A 24,143-nucleotide genomic window follows, 5' to 3' on the forward strand; every position below is an offset into this window, starting at 1 on the left:
TCTCCTTCATTCAGATCAAGGGTGGCATTACCAAATGAAGCCGTATCAGCATGCGCTTAAGTCGAGAGGCATTCTCCAAAGCATGTCACGAAAAGGGAATTGTTACGACAATGCCGTCATAGAGAATTTCTTCGGTATCCTCAAGTCGGAGTTTCTGTACTACAAAGAGTTTGAAAGTGTGGAGCATTTTAAGAAAGAACTGAAAAAATACATTGAATACTATAATACCAAACGGTTAAAGGCAAAATTAAAAATGAGTCCGGTACAGTACCGAACTCATTTTGAGAAAGCTGCCTAATGAAATAACCGTGTCTAACTTTTGGGGGTCTCTTCACGAGGGCAGCTTTTTCTTGTTATGGTTGAGCAGGCGTGTACAATTTCATATATTCTTTAACCGTTATTTCGCCATGCAGCAATCGATATGCTGATTGGCTATAAGTCTGGAAACCTTCCGAATCGCCAAAATCCAAGGCGGCAGGCTCATTCCGGGAGAGCAGCACCTGGGCGGGAACCGCTGCTTTTTGCCAAATGCCCCGATCCCTCAGGTTCGTGCCCGTGACATACATTTCGGGTACAACGGGGAGTGTTCCTGACGTTTTGCTCCACTCCTGCTGCATCTCTTTGCTTGTCATATACGTAATCCATTTCATGGCAAGCGCAGACGACTCCGTCTGTGCGGCTACAGCGAAACTTCTCGCTCGTACAACCGGCGTATTCAAATGACTCTTTCCCATGGCCAATGCGGAAGACACTCCGCTTACCGCTCGGTTCGCAAAACTCGAATACGGCTCAACGACCACGGAACCCGCCTCCATGCCAGAGGCATCTTCCTGCCCCGTTTCTATCGTATCCGCTGCGTCGTGGGACGATTCCAGCGTTCGAAGGTGATTGCGTATTAACATTTCAAGGACTTCTTGATCCGGCTTGGAAGGATCGCCTTCAAGCAAATGCACCGCCGCGCCGAAGGCGTAAGGATCCTTCGGATCAAATGAGAGGACAGGGCTCGTCTTATGAAGCTCCATATATTCCTGCCAAGCCTGACGGCTCTCCGGCATGTTAAATGAGGCGCCGTCCTTCCCTTCAGTCTGCCAGGTCACGATATAGGGATCTATATCAAAAGGCATTCCCCATTGATACCCGTTCCATTGCAGCTGCGGGAGAAGACCATTCAGGGTATCCTCGCCGGTCACCGTTGTCTGTGATGCATCGACGGGCAATAAATACCCCGTCATTGCAAGCGCTTTAACGTAATGGGAATCCGTTAATATAATGTCCGGTCCTTCGCCAAGGGACATATGAAGCAAAAACGATTCTTTCTCCGTATCGGCCGTTTCCAGAGGCGTGATTTCGATCACGGCTCCGGTCTCTTCCATAAAGCGTTCGTTGAGCGCTTTCAGGTGCCTCAGATCGTCCGGATTCAATTGGACGCCGACCTTGATGGGGCCCAGGTCGCTCTCCGGTACCTCCGGCCTCTGCTGCGGAGGAATCGGTTCATCCCCAGGCGGTTCCCGTCTCGTATGATGAGTGAAGTCAAAGCTGGGAGATAAACTGGATAAGGATAATAATAAAATGGCGAATAAGAACCAATATTTCTTCCGCTTCATATCCCTCTTCACTCCTCCCATAGTCGCATGCCCTTATTTTACCAAACTTATAGTGCTCTTGTCCTATCTTTTTTTATAATTTACCAGTCCATATTTTACTAATAGGACCCGATTGCGAAAAGGACTGTCCAATGAATTCCGGACAGTCCTTCTTGCACAAGTTACTTTGTGAGATCATTTCTCGGGAAATATAACACTACAGCAAATCGGCCGCCAGCTGTGCCAACTTGGAACGCTCCCCTTTAGTCAGCGTAATATGCCCGCTTAAACCTTCCTGCTTAAATCGTTCAACCACATAGGTCAGCCCATTGCTAACGGCATCCAGGTAGGGGTGGTCAATCTGTTCGGGGTCCCCCATCAGTATCACCTTGCTCCCTTCTCCCGCCCGGGAAACAATCGTCTTGACCTCGTGGCGGGATAAGTTCTGAGCCTCATCAACGATGATGAACTGACCCGGAATGGAGCGACCGCGGATGTAAGTCAGTGCTTCTACCTGAATGCTTCCCAGACCCATCAATATTTTATCGATATCGCCGGATTTCTTGGTATCGAACAAATACTCCAGGTTGTCATAGATCGGCTGCATCCACGGTCTCAGCTTCTCTTCCTTTTCTCCCGGCAAATATCCGATATCTTTCCCCATGGGAACGACCGGACGCGCAATGAGCAGTTTTTTGTATTTGTGCTCATCCTCCACTTTGGATAGTCCTGCTGCCAATGCCAGCAAGGTTTTGCCCGTTCCGGCTTTTCCCGTAATGGTAACCAGCGGAATGTCGTCATTCAAGAGAAGTTCAATCGCCATGCGCTGTTGAGCATTCCGGGCACTGATGCCCCATACGGGCTCGTTGCTTAGATGTAGCGGCTCTAGTCGGGATGCATCCTCATTCACATGAAGCAGGGCAGACTTGCCGGATCCCATCTCGTCCTTCAGAATAACGAATTCGTGCGGATACAGCGGATAGGAGAGTTGAAGTGGCTTAATCGGCAAATAACGATAGCTGTAGAATTCATCAATCACGGAAGGATGCACCTTGATCGTTGAGAATCCCGGATATAATTCGCTTGGGTCTGCCGTGCGGTCAGATAGATAATCCTGAGTCGTTAGCCCAAGCACATCCGCTTTTATTCGAACGAGAACATCCTTGCTGACAAGAACAACAGGTCTTCCGTCCTCCTTCGGCTCCTCCTCCAATTTATAATTTAACGCGACAGCCAAAATACGATTGTCGTTCGATGCTTCGCTAAATAACTCCTGTACCTTGACGAAGCTGCGATGATTAAGCTCAACCTTCAACGTCCCGCCGTTTTCCAGAAGAACTCCGTCGTGAAGATGACCTTGTTCTCTAAGCCCATCAAGCAACCGGGAGACCATACGGGCATTGCGGCCGATTTCATCGGCATTTCGCTTCTTGGAATCAATCTCTTCAAGAACCACCGCAGGAATGATGACTTCATGCTCCTCGAATGCATAGATCGATTGAGGATCATGCAGCAGTACGTTCGTATCCAGTACAAATATTTTTTTCATCTTATCCCTCCACTGCTTCTTCATCAGGTACACACATAAACCTTTCCGTCCCGGACATAATAAGCGTAGCGACTGGAGTAATTTAGCGAATTCTATTACGAAAGGACAGATCAATCCATGAGAGCTGCTCTATCCATTATGCTGGCGGTGTTGTTGCTCGCAGGCTGCGGGACCGCCAATAACCATGCATCACCCTCTCCTCGTAATCAAACCGATGGAACCACTGCTAACAGTGTTCGCAACATGAACGGGAACAGAGGTTATACCACCAACAATGTAGACGGTTGGACACCGGATAACCCCAATACGGGGCGTGTCGGTAACGTAAATGATAACAACGGACGAGTTGACGCTACAACCGCAAATCACCTGAAATCACTGGCTGAGAGCGTGCCTGGCGTTAAAAATGCGAACTGTGTTGTCATGGGCAATACGGCTGTCGTCGGGCTGAATGTAGAAGGAGATTTAGATCGTGCAGAAGTTGGAACCATTAAATACACGGTCGCGGAAGCCCTTCAAACCGATCCGGCAGGCGCCAATGCGCTGGTTACCGCCGATTTGGACGTAGCCAACCGGATTGCCGAGCTTGGTCGGCACATTCAGGAGGGACATCCTGTTTCCGGACTTGCCAGTGAACTTGCAGACATCGTTGGCCGTATCATCCCTCAATTGCCGAAAGACGTAACGCCGCGAGACGGAAATGTACCGCGAAACGGAAATGTCCAGCAAAACGGTGCTAAAACGGTAAAACCAAATCATCGCGGTCATGCACCGGCCCATCCGCAAGACAGGAAATAAACTTGAGGACATTTCGGCCCTATGTGCGGACACATCCCGTCATGACCCGAGTTTGTCCGTCACAAGTCTCCAAATTTCATACAAAAAAAGCCCAGTGAAGCTCACTGGGCTTTTTTTAAGGTCATAACAACGCCACTAACCGGCATAACTGCTTCGCTAGGGACATGACCGTTTACATATTCGGAGTATGACTGCTTATTCGGTGCAGCATGGACACCCATGTCGAAAGAACCCGTCATGAGCGACATGGAATCAGAAGGACGACATCCGAAGGATCCCCGTTCCCTAATGGAATCCGCCCGCACCAATGCAGGGGCAGGGCAACCCGTCTGCCGACTATGGATCAATGGGTGTGTCGTATGCATCATGAGGTAGGACATTCCATCGGCCTCCTGTACAATGATCTCCATCTGATACATTGTATTATAACATACGATAAAACTTGCCTTCAATTGTCACGGAGCCGTTGCAGAATCCGCTTCTGCTTCCTGATCGCCGGCGTTGTGTTTCCCTGCAAGCTCATCTTGCAGCGCTTGTTTGGCTGCATTGAGTTCATTTGCATTAATGTAAACGTTAGGACTTCTCCACTCACCGGTAATCGGCATAAATTTAACGTCTTCTTTTCCAATATCATAATAAGTTGCGAGCAAATTCCGGATTTGCTCCTGCTCGAAATCAGTGGTCATGTTGTCGCTGACTGCATCCAGCGCATTACCGACCTTGGTAACGCCGCCAAACGATTTCATCTTGTCGAGCAAGGAATGCAGCACTTCGCTTTGGCGGGCATTGCGATCAAAGTCGTTGGACTCCTTGGTCTTCGGATTACAGTTCATTGATTTGCGGTAACGCACATAGTCTAGCGCCTTCTTGCCATCCAGCTTTTGCGGACCCACCGTCAGGTTGATGTCGGTTCCATCCACGGAATCCCGGTGGCACATGTTGTATTGTACGTTAACATCCACCCCGCCGAAGGTATCCACGACCTCCCGGAAACCCTGAAAATCGATGACCGTTACATAATCGATATTAACGCCAAGGTACTTGCTCATCATGACTTTCATTTCTTCTTCTGCCGGAATGCCGCTGCCCGGCTCCTTTTTCTCGGCTGCTTTATAAGCTGCTTTGAATCTTGGGTAGTAGGCGTTCAGCTTTGTTGCCTTGTATCCTTCAAGTTCAATCAGCGTATCCCGCGGCAGGGACACCAGCGTCGACGTATTGGTTTCCGGATGCATGGAGGCGACCATCACCACGTCCGTCAGATACGTCCCTGTTTCCGGACGATGATCGGTTCCCAAGAGCAGCACGGTAATCGGTTTTTCTTTTGCGGAATGGCCCGGAGCTACCGGCTTGTCGATGCCGCTTTTCTCGATGACCTGATTCCCCTTGAAGAAGAGATACCCGGCATAACCTGCTGCCGCCAAAACCGCGATTAGCAGTACGATCAGAATAAATTTAAAAAAAGATTTCCATGGGCTTTTTTTCTTTTTAGGAACTGGCTGTTTCTTGCCCTTCCCCCCACTTTTGGCTCTTGGAGGGAGACTGGTATGAGTAGGATTCATATCATAACACCTGATTTCATTCAAATTAGATGAATGTCCGATAAACGCTTCAAATTGCGAAGCATTTACCGGACCATGGTTGACTTCTCTCTCTTATAAACGATGGGGACTGACAAAAAGTTGCCGTATGGTTGTTGCCTGAATTGCTAAATTTCTACAAACCTTATGACTTCGGCTCGGCTTGAGCCTTCTTCTTCTGACGATCTTCAACAAAGTATCGAATACGCACCATCAGCATCAACGCCACGGCGACCAACAAGCATTGGATAATCGGCAGCTTATCGATCTGAAACACAAGCAGTATCGCCGAACCCAGGGCCATCAAGATATACAGGAGAATCTCCTTCAACAGAGGGAGCTTCTGCTTCACTCGGAATACCTTGTTGTAAACGTAGGTGATCAGCACAAAAATGACGATATACGAAACGAGCGGGTGCGCGGCAAACCATTCCTGCATGATAGGTTCACTCCTTTTGGGCAAGTAGATCTCTATCTATTATAGATTTGCTTGCGCCATTTTACGATGTTTTTCTGCGCGTTCGCGCTCACTCTTGTTCAAAATCTTCTTGCGGAGACGAACGGATTTCGGCGTAATCTCACAATACTCGTCGTCGTTCAAGTATTCCAGAGCTTGCTCAAGCGAGAAAATGACCGGTGTTTTCAATTTCACCGTATCGTCCTTCGTTGCCGAACGAACGTTGGTCAATTGCTTCTCTTTACAAATATTGACGACGATATCGTTGTCGCGGGTATGCTCCCCGACGATCATGCCTTCATAAATCTCGGTCCCCGGTTCCAGGAACAGGGTTCCGCGGTCTTCAACCGACATCATGCCGTAGAACGTCGAAGATCCGTTTTCCGTGGAAACCAGCACGCCTTGATGGCGTCCGCCCACTTGGCCGCCAACCAGCGGGCCATAGCTGTCGAACGCGTGGTTCATAATACCGTAGCCGCGTGTCAGCGTCAAGAAATGGGTGCGGTAGCCGATAAGCCCGCGAGCCGGAATCAGGAATTCCAGACGGACTTGACCATTTCCGTTGTTCACCATGTTCACCATTTCGGCCTTGCGTGTCCCAAGGCTTTCCATAACAGCGCCCATGCTCTCTTCCGGCACGTCAATCAGGAGGCGTTCGATCGGCTCCATTTTGACGCCATCGATTTCTCTTACGATAACTTCAGGCTTGGATACTTGAAGCTCATAGCCTTCACGACGCATATTCTCAATCAGGATACTGAGGTGAAGCTCACCGCGTCCCGAAACGATATAGGCATCCGGGCTGTCCGTCTCATCCACTCGCAAGCTGACGTCCGTTTCCAGTTCTTTGAAGAGACGGTCGCGAAGCTTGCGGGATGTCACCCATTTGCCTTCGCGTCCGGCAAAGGGACTGTTGTTCACCAGGAACGTCATTTGCAGGGTAGGCTCGTCAATTTTAAGAACCGGGAGGGCTTCCGGATGCTGTGGATCCGCAATGGTTTCTCCGATGTTGATGTCTTTGATGCCTGCGATCGCCACGATGTCGCCAGCGCCTGCTTCGGCAACCTCGATCCGCTTCAGTCCCTGGAAACCGAACAGCTTCTCGATACGGGCATTCTTCGTGGAACCGTCTCTAAGCATAACGGCAACCGGTTGGCCTTGCTTAATGACACCGCGATTCACGCGGCCGACGGCGATACGGCCCAGGTATTCATTGTAATCCATCAAGGTCACGAGGAACTGCAGAGGCTCGTCCACTTTCTCGGTAGGGGAAGGGATATGGTCGATAATGGTTTCGTAAAGAGCAAGCATGTTATCGTCTTGCTTCTCCGGATCCATGCTGGAAGTACCGTTTAGGGCAGATGCATATACTACGGGGAAGTCCAACTGGTCGTCGTTCGCTCCAAGCTCAATGAACAGGTCAAGCACTTCATCGATCACTTCAGCTGGGCGGGCAGCCGGACGGTCGATCTTGTTTACAACGACGATCGGCGTCAAGTTATGGGCAAGCGCTTTGCCCAGAACGAACTTGGTCTGAGGCATGCAGCCTTCGTATGCGTCAACAACGAGCAGAACGCCGTCGACCATTTTCATGATACGTTCGACTTCACCGCCGAAATCGGCGTGTCCAGGCGTATCCACGATGTTGATCAAGAAATCTTTATACGTAATAGCCGTATTTTTGGCTAGGATGGTAATACCGCGTTCGCGCTCCAAATCATTGGAGTCCATCGCGCGCTCCTGCAGCGTCTCATGCTCCCGGAAAATACCGGACTGCTGCAGCAGTTGGTCTACAAGTGTTGTTTTGCCATGGTCAACGTGAGCAATAATGGCAATGTTGCGAATCTGATCTCTTGATTGCATAAATATATCTCAAATCCCTTCTATTCGAATGAGCCACAAAGAAAGCGCCGGACGACATGCCGACGCTTCAACATACATCCTATAATATAGGTAAACGAGCGGGAAAATCAAGTCTTTTCAGAAAACTTCCAGCAACTTTTACCTCTTCCCGTTTACCAGCCCCGGCTCCATTTATTATTGCGTCTGGAACGATTGCGGCCGAAGATCATCCAAGCGCCCGCCGCGATCAAGATCAGCGCAATAATGTAGAACGCTCCTGTCTGAAGCCAGGTGAAGATGAATATCACAACGGAAAGCGCCGTCAAACCAAGCGCAATCGGCAATGCAGCGCCGGGACGCGGGCTCTCGTACAGATAATACTCAAACAGGCCTACGGCCACACCGAGAATGAGAACAGGCCATAATGAGGCCATTAGTCCCCACCCGCCGATATTGCATATAAGGAACAGAAGCCCGTATACCGTCAGAATACCGCCCGGTATCAGTACGGCGGCAGAAGCCCGGCGACCAAAAAACAGGATATGCAAAAAAATACCCGGCAGCAGCAGGACGAGCGGCCATAACGTTCTGCCCAGAAATCCGAACACGCCAAGCTTGCCCAGCAAAATAACGACTCCAGCGACAACGATGAAAATACCCAGCGCCAAATCTTTTCTGGAGGACATTTGATCACCCTCTCTTCAATATATGTATCACCATAAACAGCGGTTTCTAACAGAAGCAGTTACGTTAATTTTAGCCCAAACCGACAAAAAAAACCATATCCCGAGCTTGTTCCGCTTAAAAATTACCCAACTCGTCTAATGAGGCATCGGCCTTACATCACAAGAAATGGACGACTGCGGGAGACAGTCGTCCATTTATCCGGTTTACAGCTTCTGCATGAGTATGTCCAACTTCTCACCTTTCAGGAGTATCCCCTTTTACGTGCCTGTCCGTCTTACCGTCTGCAATCCGCCGATGAGGACAACGAAACCCGCAACGATTATCGGCAGCATGCTGTGCGCATTGGGCATCCAATAAGCCAGCAGCAAGCCGACGCGAGAATCCTGTATGAGCATTTCGCCTGCTGTAAAAGCTAGAATACCGGCACCTATATAGAGCAGTACGGGAAACTTTTGAAGCAGCCTGGAGATCATCCCGCTTCCCCATACAACAATTGGAATGCTTAATATAATCCCGATGACAATCAGGGAGAGATCGCCATTGGCAAGCCCCGCGATTGCCAAGACATTGTCCAGGCTCATGACAAAATCGGCGATCAGAATCGTATTGACCGCGCCCCATATCGTGGAGGCCCTGGCCATGCTCGCAGGATCATGTTCTTTTTGCATCATCAGTTTGACCGCGATCCAGATGAGCAGCAACGCGCCGCCAGCCTGCAGAAACGGAATTTTCAACAGCAGGACGGCCACAAAAGTCAGAATGCAGCGTAAAAGCACAGCCCCTGCCGTCCCGATCCAAACGGCCCGTTTGCGGTGTATTTCCGGAAGATCCTTGCTGGCCATAGCAATGACCAAGGCATTGTCGCCGCTGAGTACAAGATTGATCACTAATATTTGTCCCAACAAAAAAATCGTCTCCACCAGAACAACACCCCCACTCTACACATATGTGGTTTTTGTCCAGGCTATGCTTGCACATCAGGAAAAATAGGCCTATAATAAATCCACTTTGTTTAATGGTGGAACGTATTCTAAGAGGAGTGACATTCATGGAAACCACAGCCGCTGAATTTTTTCTCGCATTAATCAACATTGTGTTTTTGGATTTGATATTGGCTGGGGACAACGCCATCGTGATCGGTCTTGCGGCACGAAATCTTCCGAAGGAAACCCAGAAAAAAGCCATTATCTACGGTACGGCAGGTGCTGTAGTTCTCCGCATCATAGCCACCATCCTTGTCGTCTGGCTGCTTAACATCCCTTGGCTGCTGCTTGTGGGTGGCGTGCTCCTGATCGGCATTGCTTACAAGCTGTTGACCGACGATAATAATGATCACGGCAATATCAAAGCTGGCAACAACCTGGGCGCAGCCATCCGCACCATCATTGTAGCCGATGCCGCCATGGGCCTGGACAACGTCATTGCCGTTGCCGGCGCGGCCAAACATAACATGATCCTTGTAACCCTGGGCCTGCTCATCAGCGTTCCCATCGTGGTATGGGGCAGCACCTTGTTCATCAAGCTGATCAACCGCTTCCCATGGATTATCTATGTAGGTTCAGCGGTGCTTGCATATACGGCATCCTCCATGATTACCGAGGAGAAGCATTTTATAGGGTACTTTGAAGGGCACCAGATTATAAAGTATCTGTTCATTGCCGCCATCATCGTCGGCGTGCTGACGGCAGGACATCTGAAAAAAAAATCAGCCGCTCGCCGTCAGTCGTCCACCCTGTCCTAACGGTCTCGACATACCATAAAAACGCCCCGAGGCTTACGATAAGCCTCGGGGCGTTTTTATGGTCTTTATTCTAATCGAACAGCATAAGACGCTGTGTCGGCGGCGCCATGGCGGCTACCGCTTCATACCCGATTTAGAACCAGTCTTCGTTGACCACAGGCTCCTCACGCTTCTCGCCAAGCTCGCCGATCTTACTGTCCGGCGTGATGATCACGGTCTCCGTGCTTTCAATCGCCGCTTGGATCAAGACAGGCAGCTCGGTAAGCGAAGCCTCCACCTTCTCGATAATCTTCAGATTCGGATTGGTGGTCGGTGATTTAGGCACAAACAACGTGCAGCAATCCTCATACGGCAGAATCGACGTGTCAAATGTGCCGATGTCCATTGCAATGTTGATAATGTCGTTCTTATCCATCATGACGAGCGGCCGGAGCAGCGGCAGTTCGGTAACTCTTCCGATCACATTCATGCTCGGCAGCGTTTGGCTAGCCACTTGTCCTAGGCTATCCCCGGTCACGATCGCCAGTGCCCCTTCCCGTTCAGCAAGCGAGGAAGCAATCCGTAACATCGCTCTGCGCATAAACGTAATGATCAGATTGTCCTGGCCGATGCCGACAAAGGAGGTCTGCACATCGGTAAACGGCACCAGGTGAAGCTTGATTCTTCCTGTATAGCCCGATAACAACCTCGTTAACTCCATGACCTTTTCCTTCGCAAGCTGGCTGGTGTAGGGGAAGCTGTAAAAGTGGACGCACTCAATTTCAAGTCCCCTTCGCATCGCTGACCAGCCCGCTACAGGACTGTCAATTCCTCCGGAGAGGAGCAGCATCGCCTTCCCGTTCGTACCGAGGGGATAACCGCCCGCGCCGGGAATCACTTCATAGTACAAATACGTCTCGTTCTCCCGAATTTCCACGCGCAGCTCCATATCGGGCTGCTTCACCTTCACTTTAAGCTGGGGATAGGTCCGCAGCAATGGCGATCCGACCAAATGGTTCATCTCTTGCGAGGAATGAGGGAATTGCTTCCATACTCTTCTGGCATTGACCTTAAAGGTTACCGTGCCTTCCAGTTCCTTCTGTCCCACAAAATCAACCGCTGCTTCGATAATGCGGTCAGGTTCCGAAGGGCATACGCGAACCGGACTGATGGAAACCAGGCCAAATACCTTCCTCAGCACTTGAATCAGCGCCTCGGGAGACTCTCCGTTAAGCTCGACGTACAGGCGGCCGTATTCCTTGATGATTTTCGCACCCGGGTACGGTCTGAGCACGCTTCGAATATGATTCAGCACCGATCTCTCGAACCGGTTGCGGTTTTTGCCTTTCAGGGTAAACTCGCCAAAGCGAAGCAGCAGTTTATCGTAAGTCATCTCCGATTACCCTCTCTTTCTATGATGGGACGCAGGTTCCCGCAAATTTTCGCCAATACCTCGACCAGCCGCGCTGCATCGCCCAGCTGATGCTCCTTGCCAAGACTGATGCGAATTCCGGAGGAAGCTGCCTCCATGTCTTTTCCCATCGCTAACAGCACCCGGCTGGGCTCGCTGAATTTGGAAGAACAAGCCGACTTGGTCGATACGAGCATGCCCATCTCTTCCAGAGCGTGGACCATCACCTCGGGTTTTAATCCCGGATACGAAAAATGAATGATGTGCGGTGCGCTCTGCTCGCTGCTGTTTAACGCCAAGCCCGGAATTTTGCGGATGCCCTGAAGCAGCAGCTCCCTGATCTCCGTCATCCTGGCATAAAGCTCAGGCTGATTTTCCCTGGACAATCGCATGGCCTTAGACATCGCTACCGCTCCGGCAACATTCTCCGTGCCCGCCCGATGCCCGCTCTCCTGGGATCCGCCGGATATCAAGGGGAAGAGCTGTACGCCTCGCCTGATGTACAGCACCCCCATCCCCCTCGGACCGTTGAACTTATGTGCGGACAAGCTGTACAAATCGGCCTGCCACCCGGATAGCGAGACCGGGACCTTGCCGAATCCTTGTACGCCATCCACATGCAGCAGCGTGCGTGGGTTCCGCTCCTTCACGATACGCCCCACTTCCGCCAGCGGCTGCATGGCCCCCGTTTCATTATTCACATGCATGATGCTGACCAGCACCGTATCTTTACGGACCGCTTCGCTCAAGGCAGCCAGATCCACCATGCCCTCGGCATCCACGGGAAGGTACGTCACTTCCCAGCCCAGCGTTTCCAGCTGTCTGCAGCATTCATATACGGATGGATGCTCGATTCCCGTCGTGATGATATGCTTGCCCCGGCTGCTGTACTGCATCGCAGCCCCTTTTATCGCCATGTTATTGCCCTCGGTAGCCCCGGACGTAAATACGATCTCATCCGGCTGAACGTCCAGCGCGGCCGCGCACACCTCTCTTGCCCTTTTCTGCACTTTGGCGGCCGCTTCGCCTGAACGGTGAAGGGCTGACGGGTTAGCATAATGAATCTTCATGACTTCCGCCATCGTGTCCACCACTTCATCAAACGGAGGGGTCGTTGCAGCGTGATCCCAATATATCAAGGTAATTTCCCCTTTCCATCTTGCGCGTCGCAGATTGCATAGCTTATGATTCCAGACCTTTATATTTACACAAAAAGACCAAACGGTAAAGCCGCACTCCATCTTGCCTTGGACAAAGCGGCGCTTCTCGTTTGATCCTTTATCAGATTACTATTCGCCCCAGTCGGACTACAATGCGTATTTCGACTGGGCGTTCATGACTTTGCTAATGTATGCCTGGGTTTCCTTGGGCAATTCATGAGCCACGGACATCAGCTCTTCATCGCTGGATACACCCAAACCCGCGACGCGTGTCGGTCCTGCATTATAAGCAGCAAGCACCATGGCTATCTCTCCGCCAAACCGTTGGATCAGATTGGACAAATATTTGGTACCGCCGTCGATGTTCTGAGCCGGATCAAAAGGGTTGCTTACCCCGAGTCCTCTCGCCGTACCGTCCATGAGCTGCATCAGCCCCTTGGCACCTGCAGACGAGACGGCATGCGGATTAAACGAGGATTCCGCGTCGATGACCGCTTTGATCAACGATACCGGCACGCCATAGCGTTCCCCTGCCGCCGTAATTAAATCCTCAAAAGTCGTAGGCTTTGTTGCGCCCGTGTCGTTGAACTCTGCTTCTATCGAGGTGCTCGAAGAAACGGACTCATCCACAACGCCTAACTGCTGCCACAACAGCCCGTCCTTAAAGGTGACACCGGGCGCCAGCTGTGTCATGGAACGTTCAACCGGTTTGGAAGTGGATTCTTCGTTAAGCAGGCTGCTCAGCACATTGACAAATCCGGCTGACGATTCGGTGGAATTCGTATTCGTCTGTGATACATCCGTCATTTGCTTCCATGATATCGGATCTATTTGCATTGTTTAACTCACTTTCTGCAGTTGAATTTCAAACTTGTCCTTTATTTTATCACGGAACTGGAACAATCTGCTATACCTATTCGACAAAAAAATAGGCGGAGCAACCCTGCTTCCCGGTTGACCCGCCCATATTGAACGATGATAAATAAATCAATCATTATCTGCTGAAAGGAATCAAGATAAAATAACTGAGCGTCGCCAGAATGCCGAGTCCTATGGACCAAGCACCTGTCGTTCTGCTGCCTTTGCTGTAAGCGTAATAACCCACGACAGCCGCGATAGGTCCGAGAATGACCGACCACATGAACAAGGAGGCAATCCCTAATACCAGGCCTACGTATCCAACCGCCCGGCCAGTGGACAGATCCGCCTTATCCTCGTCTGCATGCCGCACCGAGGTTTCCATCGGCGGAGCCACCTCGGCTGCATATTCTTCGCGGTGATCCTTCCGCGGGAAGTCTACCCGGTTTCGCTTGCCTTGAACAACCTTCATTTTGCGATGTTTTTTATCCATAGCTCGCTTCCTCCATTTCCATCATCCTAAAGTGCCCGGCACCCTGACTTTATCGGGGGCTTGTGTCCGTCAGCCCTTCGGCTTGAAGGTCAGACAGCAGGTCTCGGAAGACTTGTCAGCAACATCCTGATGATCGTCTACGTAAGGCTCTGCCCCATACTCTTCGTTAAGTTTCACATTTGCATGACGGTCAATCTCGATCATAATCATCTCGGCATGACATAAATTTTGTTCTCCCCAGTAATGGCAATTGCTGACACTGCACTTCACTAATGGTTTGGCTTCGTTGGCCATTTTAGCATCACCTCGTCAACATTTTTTCCTATGTTTATGGCCCGTATGCACGATAACGATTGTCAGTTGGTGCCTTAGGCGCATAACGCAAAAAAGAGATGCCAACGGTTGGCATCTCTAGCGTCTTCCTTAAATTATACTAAGCGTGGCTTCTCTCGGATTGCATCCGGCGCTCCGTCAAATAATCGCTCTCGTAATAAGCAAGATCGTCACGAAGCTCTTCATAAATCTTGGTAATGTTCATGATGACGTCACGTGCCGGACGGACCGGCTTTTTCCGGAAACGGATGGCATCCTGTCCGGTGTAGGCGTAACGGCCATCTTCGGAATAACTTTCATTTTTGGGATAGAAGAAGCTGTTCACACAGCGATGATACAAATTATACAAAGCCTTCTCGGCAAAATCGATATCAAAATTAGGGCGACGCTGTACAACGCCTAGCTTCTCATAGGAAACTTCAGAAAATACGAGCAAATGGCGAACATCCGACAGAAATCCTTTGTAAAAGTGAACGGTTTCCTCGTCCTGTTCCGTTACCAATTGAGATAAAGCATGTTCATTCAAAAACGTTTCCATAATCGAAATAGCAGATTTCAACTTTTCTCTGGATTCTGAGCATAATTTCTGAAGATTGTCTGCTGGCATTACGATAGATCCCCCTTAAATGGTCGTGACCCTGCAGGCCGAACGGCCTGACGGTCATGCTAATATGTACTATCCTAACACAAATTTTGGGATAACGAAATCCCTATCATGAATACACTTACAAGGTTATTTTTAGTACAATTTTTTGGCGCATTCACTCAGATTGACTAAAGATTTCTTGCACGCATAAAAAGGATTCACTCTTCCCACGCTAAGATTACTTACAATCCTGAAATGCGGCGAGGAGGAAAATATGTGAAATCCCGTACCTTTTGGAGCATTATAGGGGCGGCGTCAGTTATTGGCGCGCTTCTGATCTTGCTGTTCATCCCCGGTTCCAAACAGCCGGCTCCAACGGCTGAACCGTCACGGCCCTTAAAACCCCAGCAGGAGGACAAGGCCAAGCATTTTACCATTATGGGCGATATCCAGGCGACGGATCAATTAAACCGTCTCGATGCCAGGGGACACCTCCGCAAAATGCTGAACAATGACGCTTTGCGCAGCGCGGGGCAAGTCAAGGCGTATACGCAGAAAGAGCAAAAGATGCACAAGCATTTTCAGCAAGTACGCTGGTATAACCTCAAGGAAAACAAGATGGCGGACGTTCAAGGACCGCTTCCCAAAATGAGCAAAACCGACAAAAATCGGATCGCTCATCATTTTCAACTGGCGCAGCAGAAATTGAAACGCGGGGAAGCTTATGATTCTCCCAAATTCAACGCGGCGGGGCAGCCTTATTTTATTGTGGCCGAACCGTCCAAGGATGGCAGATATGGCGCTGCCGCCCTGGTCAATCAAGCTGTGCTTCAAGAGGTAAGCAATCACCAGAAGCGGAATCTCCGCTTAATTCCGTATCCAAAGGAAGGAAAATTCCGGGTCGAGTCCATCCATGCGGATACCCTCTCCGACATCACCGTCAAAACCGGCCATGATAATGAAAAGGCCAGTCATTTTTACGAAAATGAAATCGTGGTGTCCTTTCAAAATGAACCGTCAAAGCAGCAGCTGCTGGATATCTCCAGGGAAATATCTTGCGAAACGCCAAGGAAACTGGGCTATGCCTATGTTTTCCGTTCCAAAGATATGGATTACCAGAAGCTGCGCTCCTATTTCCAGCAGAAGTGGAAAATCAAATACACGGAGCCTCACTACATTTATTTAACCAATGATCGCAGCCCTCAATCCCGGGTTAACTCGGATTTCCCGGAGGGGGCGAATGCCCAAGTCAATATTCCGAATGATCTCCTGTTTTCGGAATATCAATGGAATCTGCCCGTCATCGAGACAAACCGGGGCTGGGATCTGTCCAAAGGCAGCGAAGATGTCATCATCGCCGTAATTGACACTGGGGTGGATCTTCAGCATTCCGATTTGGACGGACAACTGGTGGAAGGATACAACATTGTTGAGAAAGACAAACAGCCCCTGGATGATGTGGGGCACGGGACGCACGTAGCCGGGATCATCGGTGCCCTGGTCAACAACGGCGAAGGCGTTGCAGGCGTTAGCTGGTACAACAAAATTATGCCCGTTAAAGCGCTAGACGGATCCGGATCGGGAACAACCTATGCCGTCGCGGAAGGCATTATTTGGGCCACGGATCACGGAGCGAAGGTGATCAATATGAGTCTTGGCAACTATGCGGATTCCCAGTTCCTGCATGATGCCGTCAAATACGCCTATGATCGCGACGTTGTGCTTGTTGCCGCATCAGGCAACGACAACACGGAGCGCCCCGGTTATCCTGCCGCCTATCCGGAGGTGCTGGCTGTCGCCGCAACGGATTCCAATCAAAAGCGGGCGGAATATTCCAACTATGGCGATTACATCGATGTGGCCGCTCCGGGGACCAATATCGCAAGCACCTTCCCGGGAAATCAATACGCCGCTCTGTCCGGGACCTCCATGGCAAGTCCCCATGCAGCCGCCATGGCGGGGCTCATCCGTTCCCTTAACCCTGACCTGACCAATCAAGAGGTCATGGATGTCATGATCAACCAAGCGGTGGATCTCGGCGACAAGGGACGGGATAAATATTACGGTCACGGTCAGATCGATATCTTCCAGTCCTTGAAAGCGGTCGGCGCCCCTGAAGTGCCTCTTCAAATGTGGCCTGGCCGTACCCTTCGCAATCTGGAACAAGAGCTCCGCAAATTAAACGGCTTAACGAATAAAAGATAAAGAATAAAGCAGCTTCCGCCCTCTCGCGTTGGCTGCTTTATTCATGATCCGGGGCATTGCCGCCATGTTTATTTCTTCCGGCGAGTACGACTGGTACGCACTGTAGCTTTCTTGGAACGCTTGCCGGATACCGTAACGCCGCCATAGCCTCCTTTTTCGGTTACGACTTCCTCTTCGCTGTACGTGTACAGATGTTTTTCTACCGGCACGCAGTGAATCTTATCCACCACTTTTATAGGATGAATAACCGGTACGATCTGCGGTACATAGTGGTCTCTCACGACTACAATCGGATCGCACACAATCGGGGACACCGGAGGACATGGATAATCGTTATGACAAGACATGTGTTTGCATCTCCTTTCCGTTGATGATTATAGCTTATTATCACAAGGGCTATTTGGTATGGACGATTATCCGTACAGGGCACATGATCTCCCAATATTTTCACAACCCCCTAAGAAAAACGACTATCGATGCACTTTCTCAGAAGAAAAACCGCGGCTAGAGGAAGTTTTCTTGCGATATCAGGAAGACCCGAGCTTCGAAGTTTATACTTTCTGATACTTGAAAAAACGCGCATTTCCTATGCACCCCGAGACAAGGAGTGAAAAGAAAATACGCGTTTGTACCATAGCATATTCATAAACGTTGTGCAGTTGGGAAAGTTTTCCGTAAGCCGGGTTCTGTGCTCTTCGTGGTCATAACGGGAACTACCCTGCCACCATAAGCGACAATCATCTATCTAGGCCGATCATTACTAATCGGCTCAAGCGACCAACCCGGACGCGCCTCGGGCTAAGGCTGTCTCTTCGAAGGAGACTGCGTCCCATTAGGTCTTGCTCCAGGTGGGGTTTACCAGGAACGAAGTCACCAGCGTTCCTCGGGGTCTCTTACACCTCGGTTCCATCCTTGCCTGTGCCGCCCTAAGGTGGCCATCGGCGGTCCATTTCTGTGGCACTATCCTTCAACTCGCGCTGACTGGACGTTATCCAGCACCCTGCCCTATGGAGCCCGGACTTTCCTCTCGCGGCTTAGCGGCCGCCAGCGATTGTCTGTCAAACTTTCCGGACAACATTACATATTATATCGTGATTTCATGCGGTACACAACCATTAAACATTAACAACAGCTGATTATTTTCCCATTCCGAAATCAAACAAACTGGAAAGGCTCCGTATTGATGCGGGAAGCCACGACCCGGGTTTCGTACTTATGCTCCTGCAGCTTCTGCTCCATCCACTCAGCAACTTTGACTTTCATGATCTTCTCGGCATTGTGGCCCGGATCAATAATTGTAAGTCCAGCGGCCAGCGCGTCCTGTGCCGTATGATAATCCACATCTCCCGTTACCAGCACGTCTGCTCCCCGGAACAGCGCCTTCATCATGTAGCGCCCTCCGGAGCCGCCGATAACGGCTGCCTTTCGTAGGGTACGGTCGAGTTCTCCTACTACGCGAACATGAGGGACCTCCAGCTTCTCTTTTACCACGTCGACCAGCTCAGCCAGCGTCAGGGGCTCCTTCAGCTTCCCGACACGTCCAAGACCGAGGGATCTTCCCTTCAGGTCCATGTTATACAGATCGTAGGCAACCTCTTCATAAGGATGCGCTTTGAGCATAGCTTGGATGACCTTGTTCTTAATCGTGTGGGGAACAATCGTTTCGATCCGGACCTCGTCTGCCCGTTCCATCTTTCCTTCCTTGCCTTGAAAAGGGGTGCTGCCTTCTCTTGGAACGAAGGTGCCGAAGCCCTCGATATTGAAGCTGCAGTGGCTGTAATTTCCGATCCAGCCTGCGCCGGCTCCGAGCACGGCATCCAGCACCTCTTGATGGTGGCTCTTCGGAACAAACACCACCAGCTTGGACAGCTGCTCGTTATGCATGTCATGGATGGGCGACGTATCCTCGATGCCCAGCGCCTCCGCCATCCAATCGTTCATGCCGCCCTCGGTTACGTCCAGATTGGTATGGCTTACATAGACCGCGATGTCGTGTTTGATCAGCTTCTCGTATACCTTGCCCATCGGCGTATCCGTCTGCAGCTGCTTCAGCGGACGGTAGATAATCGCATGATGCGCGATAATCAGGTCAGCCCCAAGCTCAATGGCTTCATCCACCACTTCATCATTCACGTCCAATGCAATCAGCACCGTACGGATGTCCTTTTGCAAAGTTCCAAGCTGGAGCCCGATTCGGTCATCGGGTTCGGCCACGTGCTTGGGGGCCAGTTGTTCCATGAATTGAATTACGGTTTGTCCTTTGGCAAGCATGCCAGCACCTCCTGAATAAACTCGATATCCGATCGAATCTCGCTCGCCTTATCGGCCGCCGTAGGCAGATCCGAACGCGATAACGACTGAAGTATATACCCCATCTTCTCCATCTCCGACGTCCACTTATCGTGGAAAACCGGATTCGGGGATTGCGTCAACCAAGGCCCCATGCGGAACAGCCAGTCCGCAGAAAGCCGGACACCGTCTCCGATCGTCCTTTCCTTGTATACCTGTTCATTCGTCAGGTGCGTTGTATCCGAAAGCTCGGCGACCAGCACCTCGTAAATTTTTCCATCTTCTTCCAGGATCCATTCCTCGATCAGCACCCAGCCATGGGAATGGAGCCATCTGCGCAAAATGTCCTCTCCCACGTTCGGCTGTAAAACAAGCCTTCGAACGCCGGCCAGCTTCTCGATCCCGCGATCCAGAATCGCTGCAATCAGGCTGCCGCCCATGCCGGCAATGGTAATCACGTCCGCCTCACCGGCCGAGAGCACATTCAATCCGTCCCCTTTTCGCACGCTGATGACATCGGTCATCCCTGATTCAATGACCTGCTTGACGGCAGCATCATAGGGGCCTGGGTTGACCTCACCGGCGACAGCTTGAACCGCAGCCCCGCACTCCACGGCAGCCACGGGCAGCAAGGCATGATCCGAACCGATATCTGCAAGTTTGCTGCCGCGAGGAATCTTCTCCAGAATCTTCGTTAATCTTCTTGATAATTTCAATGCTGACACCCTTACATTCCATATTTTCGTTCAATCCACGATCTATTCATTACCCTAACAGACACGATACCAAACTGCAAACCCGCAAATCCGGCAAACCAATCGGGTGCCAGGTCATTTGCAATGGGTCTGGAAAAGAGCTAAAATAAAGACCAATACAACAAATGAAGGAAGAAATTCCAGAACCAAGAAACCTCATTCACCCTGCTTGCATTCGAAAAAAAGGACCTGCTGCGTTACTGCAGAAGGTCCGTGGATTAAGGCTATTCGAGAAAATCCTTTAACCGTTTGCTGCGGCTCGGGTGACGAAGCTTACGGAGCGCTTTGGCTTCGATCTGCCGTATCCGCTCGCGCGTAACGCCGAATACTTTGCCGACCTCTTCCAGCGTTCTTGTGCGGCCGTCATCGAGTCCGAAACGAAGGCGAAGGACATTCTCCTCGCGCTCTGTCAGCGTATCCAGCACATCCTCGAGCTGTTCCTTCAGAAGCTCGTACGCAGCCGCGTCAGCAGGAGCGAGTGCTTCCTGATCCTCGATGAAATCCCCAAGATGGGAATCGTCCTCTTCACCGATCGGCGTTTCCAGCGAAACCGGCTCCTGGGCAATCTTCATGATCTCCCGGACCTTCTCAACGCTGAGTTCCATCTCTGCAGCAATTTCCTCCGGCGAAGGCTCACGCCCAAGCTCCTGCAGAAGCTGTCTGGATACACGTATCAGCTTGTTGATGGTCTCTACCATATGCACGGGAATACGGATGGTACGGGCCTGGTCCGCGATCGCGCGCGTGATCGCTTGGCGAATCCACCAAGTCGCATACGTACTGAATTTGAAGCCTTTTTTGTAATCGAATTTCTCCACGGCTTTGATCAAACCCATGTTGCCCTCCTGGATCAAATCCAGGAACAGCATTCCACGACCCACATACCGCTTCGCAATACTTACGACGAGACGCAGGTTGGCTTCGGCCAGACGGCGCTTGGCTTCTTCATCTCCCTGTTCAATCCGGTTGGCAAGCTCAATCTCATCATCCGCGGACAACAGCGGAACCCGTCCAATTTCCTTCAGGTACATCCGAACCGGGTCGTTAATTTTGATCCCCGGAGGCAGTGAAAGATCGTCGTCAAATCCAAAATCCTCATTATCATGGGATTCGGAATCTCCCGATTGCCGGTGAGGGCCCTCTTCGTCATTTTCATTTACCACATCGATCCCCAGGTCGGCCAGCTGCTCATAGAACTCTTCCATCTGCTCCGTGTCCTGATCAAATGGCGACAATTTCTCCATAATATCTTTATAGCTTAATACGGATCTCTTTTTACCCTGTTCAATCAACTGATCCTTGACTTGATCCAGCGTAAATTCCGTTTCTAGTTCAGTATGCTGATCATTCGCCATCATTCGACTCCCTCCTCCCTAGAAACAGCAATGCGCGGGGCTTCATTGTCTTTCTAGGGCGATAATCTCACTTGCAATTTGCGCGGCTCGCAAAAAATCACCTGAGCGCTCCGCCTTTATCATTTCTTCTTTTTTCTGGTCGATCTCTCTCTGCTGCGGAAATTTCAGCACCTCGCGTATGCAATCATCGAGCACTTGAACGTTCCACTCGGCGGGTGCTTCCATCATCATGATCGAGCTGACCGTCATTTCCAAACGATCGTCTTGGAGCGATGACATGAAACGGCTGATATCCGGAGATTTGCCCTGTGCGTAAAAAGCATATAGATAAGCAGCGATTGCCGCATGATCTTCAATATTAAACGCTTCTCCCAGGCGATCGCCAACGTATCGCGCGGCCTCCGCATCCTGCAGCATCAGCGACAGCAGCCGCCGTTCTGCAGCATGGTAAGCAGGCAGAAGTGCAGGGGCGGGCTGGCGCCCTTTTTTATGCCTACCATTATTCCACCTTTTTTCCTTATTATCCCCATCGCCCATCTTTTTTTGCATCGATTGCCGAAGCAGATTGCAATCCTGCTTAAGACTTTCGTAGGAAAGATGAAGCTCGGAGGATAATTCCCTCAAATAAACCTCCCGTTCGGTTGAGGAATCCAGTACGGCGATAATGGGCAGTGCCTCTTTGGCGTACGCAATTTTACCATCTTCTTCTAGCAGTATATGGTTTTTCTTCAGATATATAAGTTTAAATTTTGTTGTTGAAACGGCTGTTTCTACCACATGCCTGAAACGCTCGGGACCGAACTTGCGGATATAATCATCCGGGTCCATTCCTTCGTTCACCAAAGCGATTCGTACCTTGAGACCAACGCCTTCCAGCATTGGAATGACTTTTGACGCGGCGGCCATGCCGGCTTTATCGCCATCATAGACAACAACAACTTCTTCAGCCACCGATTTCATGATTGCCACTTGGTTTTCCGTTAGAGAGGTTCCCATCGTTGCCACGCCGTTGTGCAGTCCTGCTTCCCATGACGAAATGACATCGCCGTATCCTTCGAATAACAGAATTTGACGCAATTTGCGTATGGATGTTTTGGCCTGGTGCAGGTTGTACAATGTGCGGCTCTTATTAAATAGAAGCGTCTCCGGGGAATTCAGGTACTTCGGTTGACCGTCCCCCAGTATTCTGCCAGCAAACGCGATGACCTTGCCGCTGCGGTCATGTATCGGAAACATGATTCGTCCGCGAAAACGGTCGAGATAGCCTTCTTGTTCATGTCTTGCGGATAATAAACCGCCTCTTTCCATCTCTTTCAAGTCAAAGGAGCGTTTGGTCAGGAACTGAACCAGCGTGTCCCAACGATCTGGCGCATAACCGATCTGAAACTGATCAATCATCTTGTCGTTCATTCCGCGGGCTCTTAAATACTTCATGGCTTCCGTACCATGTTCCGTATTCTTCAGCAGGAAATGGTACAGCTTGGCGCTAAGCTCATACGCTTCAATCAAGCGTTCTTTTTCCGGATTACGAGGAATTACAGGAACTCCTTGACCTTCCGGCAACGAGATATCATTCTCTTCTGCCATTGTCTTGACGGCTTCGGGAAAAGAAAATCCTTCGATTTCCATTCTAAACTTAATGGCGTTTCCGCCCTTACCGCAGCCATAGCAGTAAAAGATTTGGCGTTCCGGTGTAACCGTAAAGGAAGGAGTCTTCTCTGAGTGAAACGGGCATAAGCCCTTCAGGTATTTCCCCTGTTTGGTAAGATGCACGTATTTGCTGACCGTATCCACAATATCGCTTTTGGCCAGTACTTCCTCAATGACATCATCCGGAATATTGCCTTGTCCGGTACTCATCCAAACCACCTTCATCTCTTTTGGCACGTAAATAGTATTCGCTACGGGTGGACATTCTCCTGCAATTCACACAAAAGTTTTGTCAGTTTATGTTGAAAAATCCTCCGGTCTTCGTCAAGCAGTTTCTTGGGCCCTTTGCCATACCTTCCCTGTTTCCTCGCCTTCGCCTGATGGTGACGGGAATCCAGCATGAAATCGATATCCGTATTATGGAAAATACGGCCGCGGAAGGAGATCACGTGGCATGATTTGGCAAGCGCAAGCGCAGCCAGTCCATAATCCTGCGTCACCACGATATCCCCCCTGGATATGTGGTTGGCAATGTAGAGGTCCGCACTCTGATCACTCCGGTCCACCTGGATCGTCGTAACCCCTTCTTCGGCTTGCAGCAGATGATCATAGGAAGAAACAAGCAGCACCGGCACACGGAATGCACGAGCAGTCTCTGCGATTTCCTTCTTGACTGGACATGCATCCCCGTCAACCACGATCGAAATGGAGTTGCTTTCGTTCATACGCATCACCGGCTCTTATCTTAATCTTGGGTCCTTATTATGCTGTATATTATTATATACGTCTTTGGCCGATTAAAATCCTGCTGCCCAAATAAACAATGACCTTGCCC

General features: G+C 50.4%; 23 protein-coding genes and 1 other RNA gene. 4 read left to right on the forward strand and 20 right to left on the reverse strand.

Annotated features, from left to right (window positions below):
- Positions 1–298, forward strand: a 298-nt coding sequence (locus tag BMX45_RS21770; protein ID WP_139212482.1) for an IS3 family transposase, incomplete at its 5' end; no start/stop codon positions are given.
- A 55-nt stretch (positions 299–353) separates the two neighbouring features.
- Here BMX45_RS21770 and BMX45_RS21775 read toward each other — a convergent pair.
- Positions 354–1,604: an extracellular solute-binding protein gene (locus BMX45_RS21775; protein WP_090911791.1), complete on the reverse strand. Its 1,251-nt coding sequence runs from the start codon at positions 1,602–1,604 to the stop codon at positions 354–356.
- 196 nt (positions 1,605–1,800) lie between these two features.
- Positions 1,801–3,132 (reverse strand): PhoH family protein, encoded by a 1,332-nt coding sequence (locus BMX45_RS21780; RefSeq protein ID WP_090911793.1) that lies wholly within the window; start codon positions 3,130–3,132, stop codon positions 1,801–1,803.
- Between the two features lie 117 nt (positions 3,133–3,249).
- Here BMX45_RS21780 and BMX45_RS21785 point away from each other — a divergent pair, with 117 nt between their 5' ends.
- The gene (locus tag BMX45_RS21785) at positions 3,250–3,930 is read left to right on the forward strand and encodes a YhcN/YlaJ family sporulation lipoprotein (protein ID WP_090911795.1); all 681 of its coding nucleotides are present in this window, start codon (positions 3,250–3,252) and stop codon (positions 3,928–3,930) included.
- A gap of 455 nt (positions 3,931–4,385) precedes the next feature.
- Here the strand turns inward: BMX45_RS21785 and BMX45_RS21795 are convergent, their stop codons facing one another.
- From BMX45_RS21795 to BMX45_RS21815, 5 genes are all read right to left on the reverse strand, one after another.
- On the reverse strand, positions 4,386–5,489 hold the full coding sequence (locus BMX45_RS21795) for an LCP family protein (RefSeq protein ID WP_090911798.1): 1,104 nt from the start codon (positions 5,487–5,489) through the stop codon (positions 4,386–4,388).
- Positions 5,490–5,652: 163 nt separating this feature from the next.
- Entirely contained in the window at positions 5,653–5,946 is a 294-nt protein-coding gene (locus BMX45_RS21800) for a YlaH-like family protein (protein WP_009592386.1), read from the reverse strand.
- Between the two features lie 39 nt (positions 5,947–5,985).
- The gene (gene typA / locus BMX45_RS21805) at positions 5,986–7,827 is read right to left on the reverse strand and encodes a translational GTPase TypA (protein ID WP_009592389.1); all 1,842 of its coding nucleotides are present in this window, start codon (positions 7,825–7,827) and stop codon (positions 5,986–5,988) included.
- 152 nt (positions 7,828–7,979) lie between these two features.
- Positions 7,980–8,492 carry a hypothetical protein gene (locus tag BMX45_RS21810; protein WP_090911800.1) on the reverse strand — a complete coding sequence of 171 codons (513 nt, stop codon included), beginning with the start codon at positions 8,490–8,492 and terminating at the stop codon, positions 7,980–7,982.
- Positions 8,493–8,750: 258 nt separating this feature from the next.
- A complete protein-coding gene (locus BMX45_RS21815; protein WP_090911802.1) occupies positions 8,751–9,413 on the reverse strand; it encodes a TerC family protein in 663 nt (220 codons plus the stop codon).
- A gap of 128 nt (positions 9,414–9,541) precedes the next feature.
- Between BMX45_RS21815 and BMX45_RS21820 the strand changes: the two genes are divergently transcribed.
- Positions 9,542–10,234: a TerC family protein gene (locus BMX45_RS21820; protein ID WP_090911804.1), complete on the forward strand. Its 693-nt coding sequence runs from the start codon at positions 9,542–9,544 to the stop codon at positions 10,232–10,234.
- Between the two features lie 133 nt (positions 10,235–10,367).
- Here BMX45_RS21820 and thiI read toward each other — a convergent pair whose 3' ends face one another.
- The 6 genes from thiI to BMX45_RS21850 form a co-directional block, all read right to left on the reverse strand.
- Complete coding sequence (thiI, locus tag BMX45_RS21825; protein ID WP_090911806.1) at positions 10,368–11,606, reverse strand: tRNA uracil 4-sulfurtransferase ThiI; 1,239 nt, start codon at positions 11,604–11,606, stop codon at positions 10,368–10,370.
- Complete coding sequence (locus BMX45_RS21830; protein WP_090911809.1) at positions 11,603–12,763, reverse strand: cysteine desulfurase family protein; 1,161 nt, start codon at positions 12,761–12,763, stop codon at positions 11,603–11,605. Before BMX45_RS21830 ends, thiI begins: the two co-directional genes overlap by 4 nt.
- 168 nt (positions 12,764–12,931) lie before the next feature.
- Positions 12,932–13,591, reverse strand: a complete 660-nt coding sequence (locus BMX45_RS21835) for a lytic transglycosylase domain-containing protein (RefSeq protein WP_254778183.1) — start codon at positions 13,589–13,591, stop codon at positions 12,932–12,934.
- 187 nt (positions 13,592–13,778) lie between these two features.
- A complete protein-coding gene (locus tag BMX45_RS21840) occupies positions 13,779–14,135 on the reverse strand; it encodes a hypothetical protein (RefSeq protein WP_090911814.1) in 357 nt (118 codons plus the stop codon).
- A 69-nt stretch (positions 14,136–14,204) separates the two neighbouring features.
- Positions 14,205–14,429, reverse strand: coding sequence for a DUF1540 domain-containing protein (locus BMX45_RS21845; RefSeq protein ID WP_006209042.1), 225 nt, complete (start codon positions 14,427–14,429; stop codon positions 14,205–14,207).
- Between the two features lie 139 nt (positions 14,430–14,568).
- A complete protein-coding gene (locus BMX45_RS21850; RefSeq protein WP_009592128.1) occupies positions 14,569–15,075 on the reverse strand; it encodes a YpuI family protein in 507 nt (168 codons plus the stop codon).
- Positions 15,076–15,330: 255 nt separating this feature from the next.
- On the opposite strand from BMX45_RS21850, the gene BMX45_RS21855 reads away from it, so the two are divergent.
- Complete coding sequence (locus BMX45_RS21855) at positions 15,331–17,259, forward strand: S8 family peptidase (RefSeq protein WP_090911816.1); 1,929 nt, start codon at positions 15,331–15,333, stop codon at positions 17,257–17,259.
- Positions 17,260–17,327: 68 nt separating this feature from the next.
- Here BMX45_RS21855 and BMX45_RS21860 read toward each other — a convergent pair whose 3' ends face one another.
- The 7 genes from BMX45_RS21860 to BMX45_RS21890 all read right to left on the reverse strand — a co-directional run bounded on the left by BMX45_RS21860 (position 17,328) and on the right by BMX45_RS21890 (position 24,039).
- Positions 17,328–17,606: a hypothetical protein gene (locus BMX45_RS21860; RefSeq protein ID WP_090911818.1), complete on the reverse strand. Its 279-nt coding sequence runs from the start codon at positions 17,604–17,606 to the stop codon at positions 17,328–17,330.
- A 313-nt stretch (positions 17,607–17,919) separates the two neighbouring features.
- An RNA gene (gene rnpB / locus BMX45_RS21865) (RNase P RNA component class A) lies at positions 17,920–18,326 on the reverse strand.
- 88 nt (positions 18,327–18,414) lie between these two features.
- Positions 18,415–19,530, reverse strand: a complete 1,116-nt coding sequence (locus BMX45_RS21870; protein ID WP_090911820.1) for a Nif3-like dinuclear metal center hexameric protein — start codon at positions 19,528–19,530, stop codon at positions 18,415–18,417.
- Positions 19,506–20,264, reverse strand: coding sequence for a tRNA (adenine(22)-N(1))-methyltransferase (locus tag BMX45_RS21875; RefSeq protein ID WP_090911822.1), 759 nt, complete (start codon positions 20,262–20,264; stop codon positions 19,506–19,508). The genes BMX45_RS21870 and BMX45_RS21875 overlap by 25 nt, the downstream gene beginning before the upstream one ends.
- A 263-nt stretch (positions 20,265–20,527) precedes the next feature.
- Positions 20,528–21,658 carry an RNA polymerase sigma factor RpoD gene (rpoD, locus tag BMX45_RS21880; RefSeq protein ID WP_036666181.1) on the reverse strand — a complete coding sequence of 377 codons (1,131 nt, stop codon included), beginning with the start codon at positions 21,656–21,658 and terminating at the stop codon, positions 20,528–20,530.
- A 42-nt stretch (positions 21,659–21,700) separates the two neighbouring features.
- Positions 21,701–23,518, reverse strand: a complete 1,818-nt coding sequence (gene dnaG / locus BMX45_RS21885; protein WP_015734206.1) for a DNA primase — start codon at positions 23,516–23,518, stop codon at positions 21,701–21,703.
- A 41-nt stretch (positions 23,519–23,559) separates the two neighbouring features.
- Positions 23,560–24,039 carry a YaiI/YqxD family protein gene (locus BMX45_RS21890; RefSeq protein ID WP_090911824.1) on the reverse strand — a complete coding sequence of 160 codons (480 nt, stop codon included), beginning with the start codon at positions 24,037–24,039 and terminating at the stop codon, positions 23,560–23,562.
- Positions 24,040–24,143 lie beyond the last annotated feature (104 nt).

Origin of the sequence: Paenibacillus sp. cl141a (assembly GCF_900109305.1) — a bacterium.
GTDB lineage: Bacteria > Bacillota > Bacilli > Paenibacillales > Paenibacillaceae > Paenibacillus_AQ > Paenibacillus_AQ lautus_A.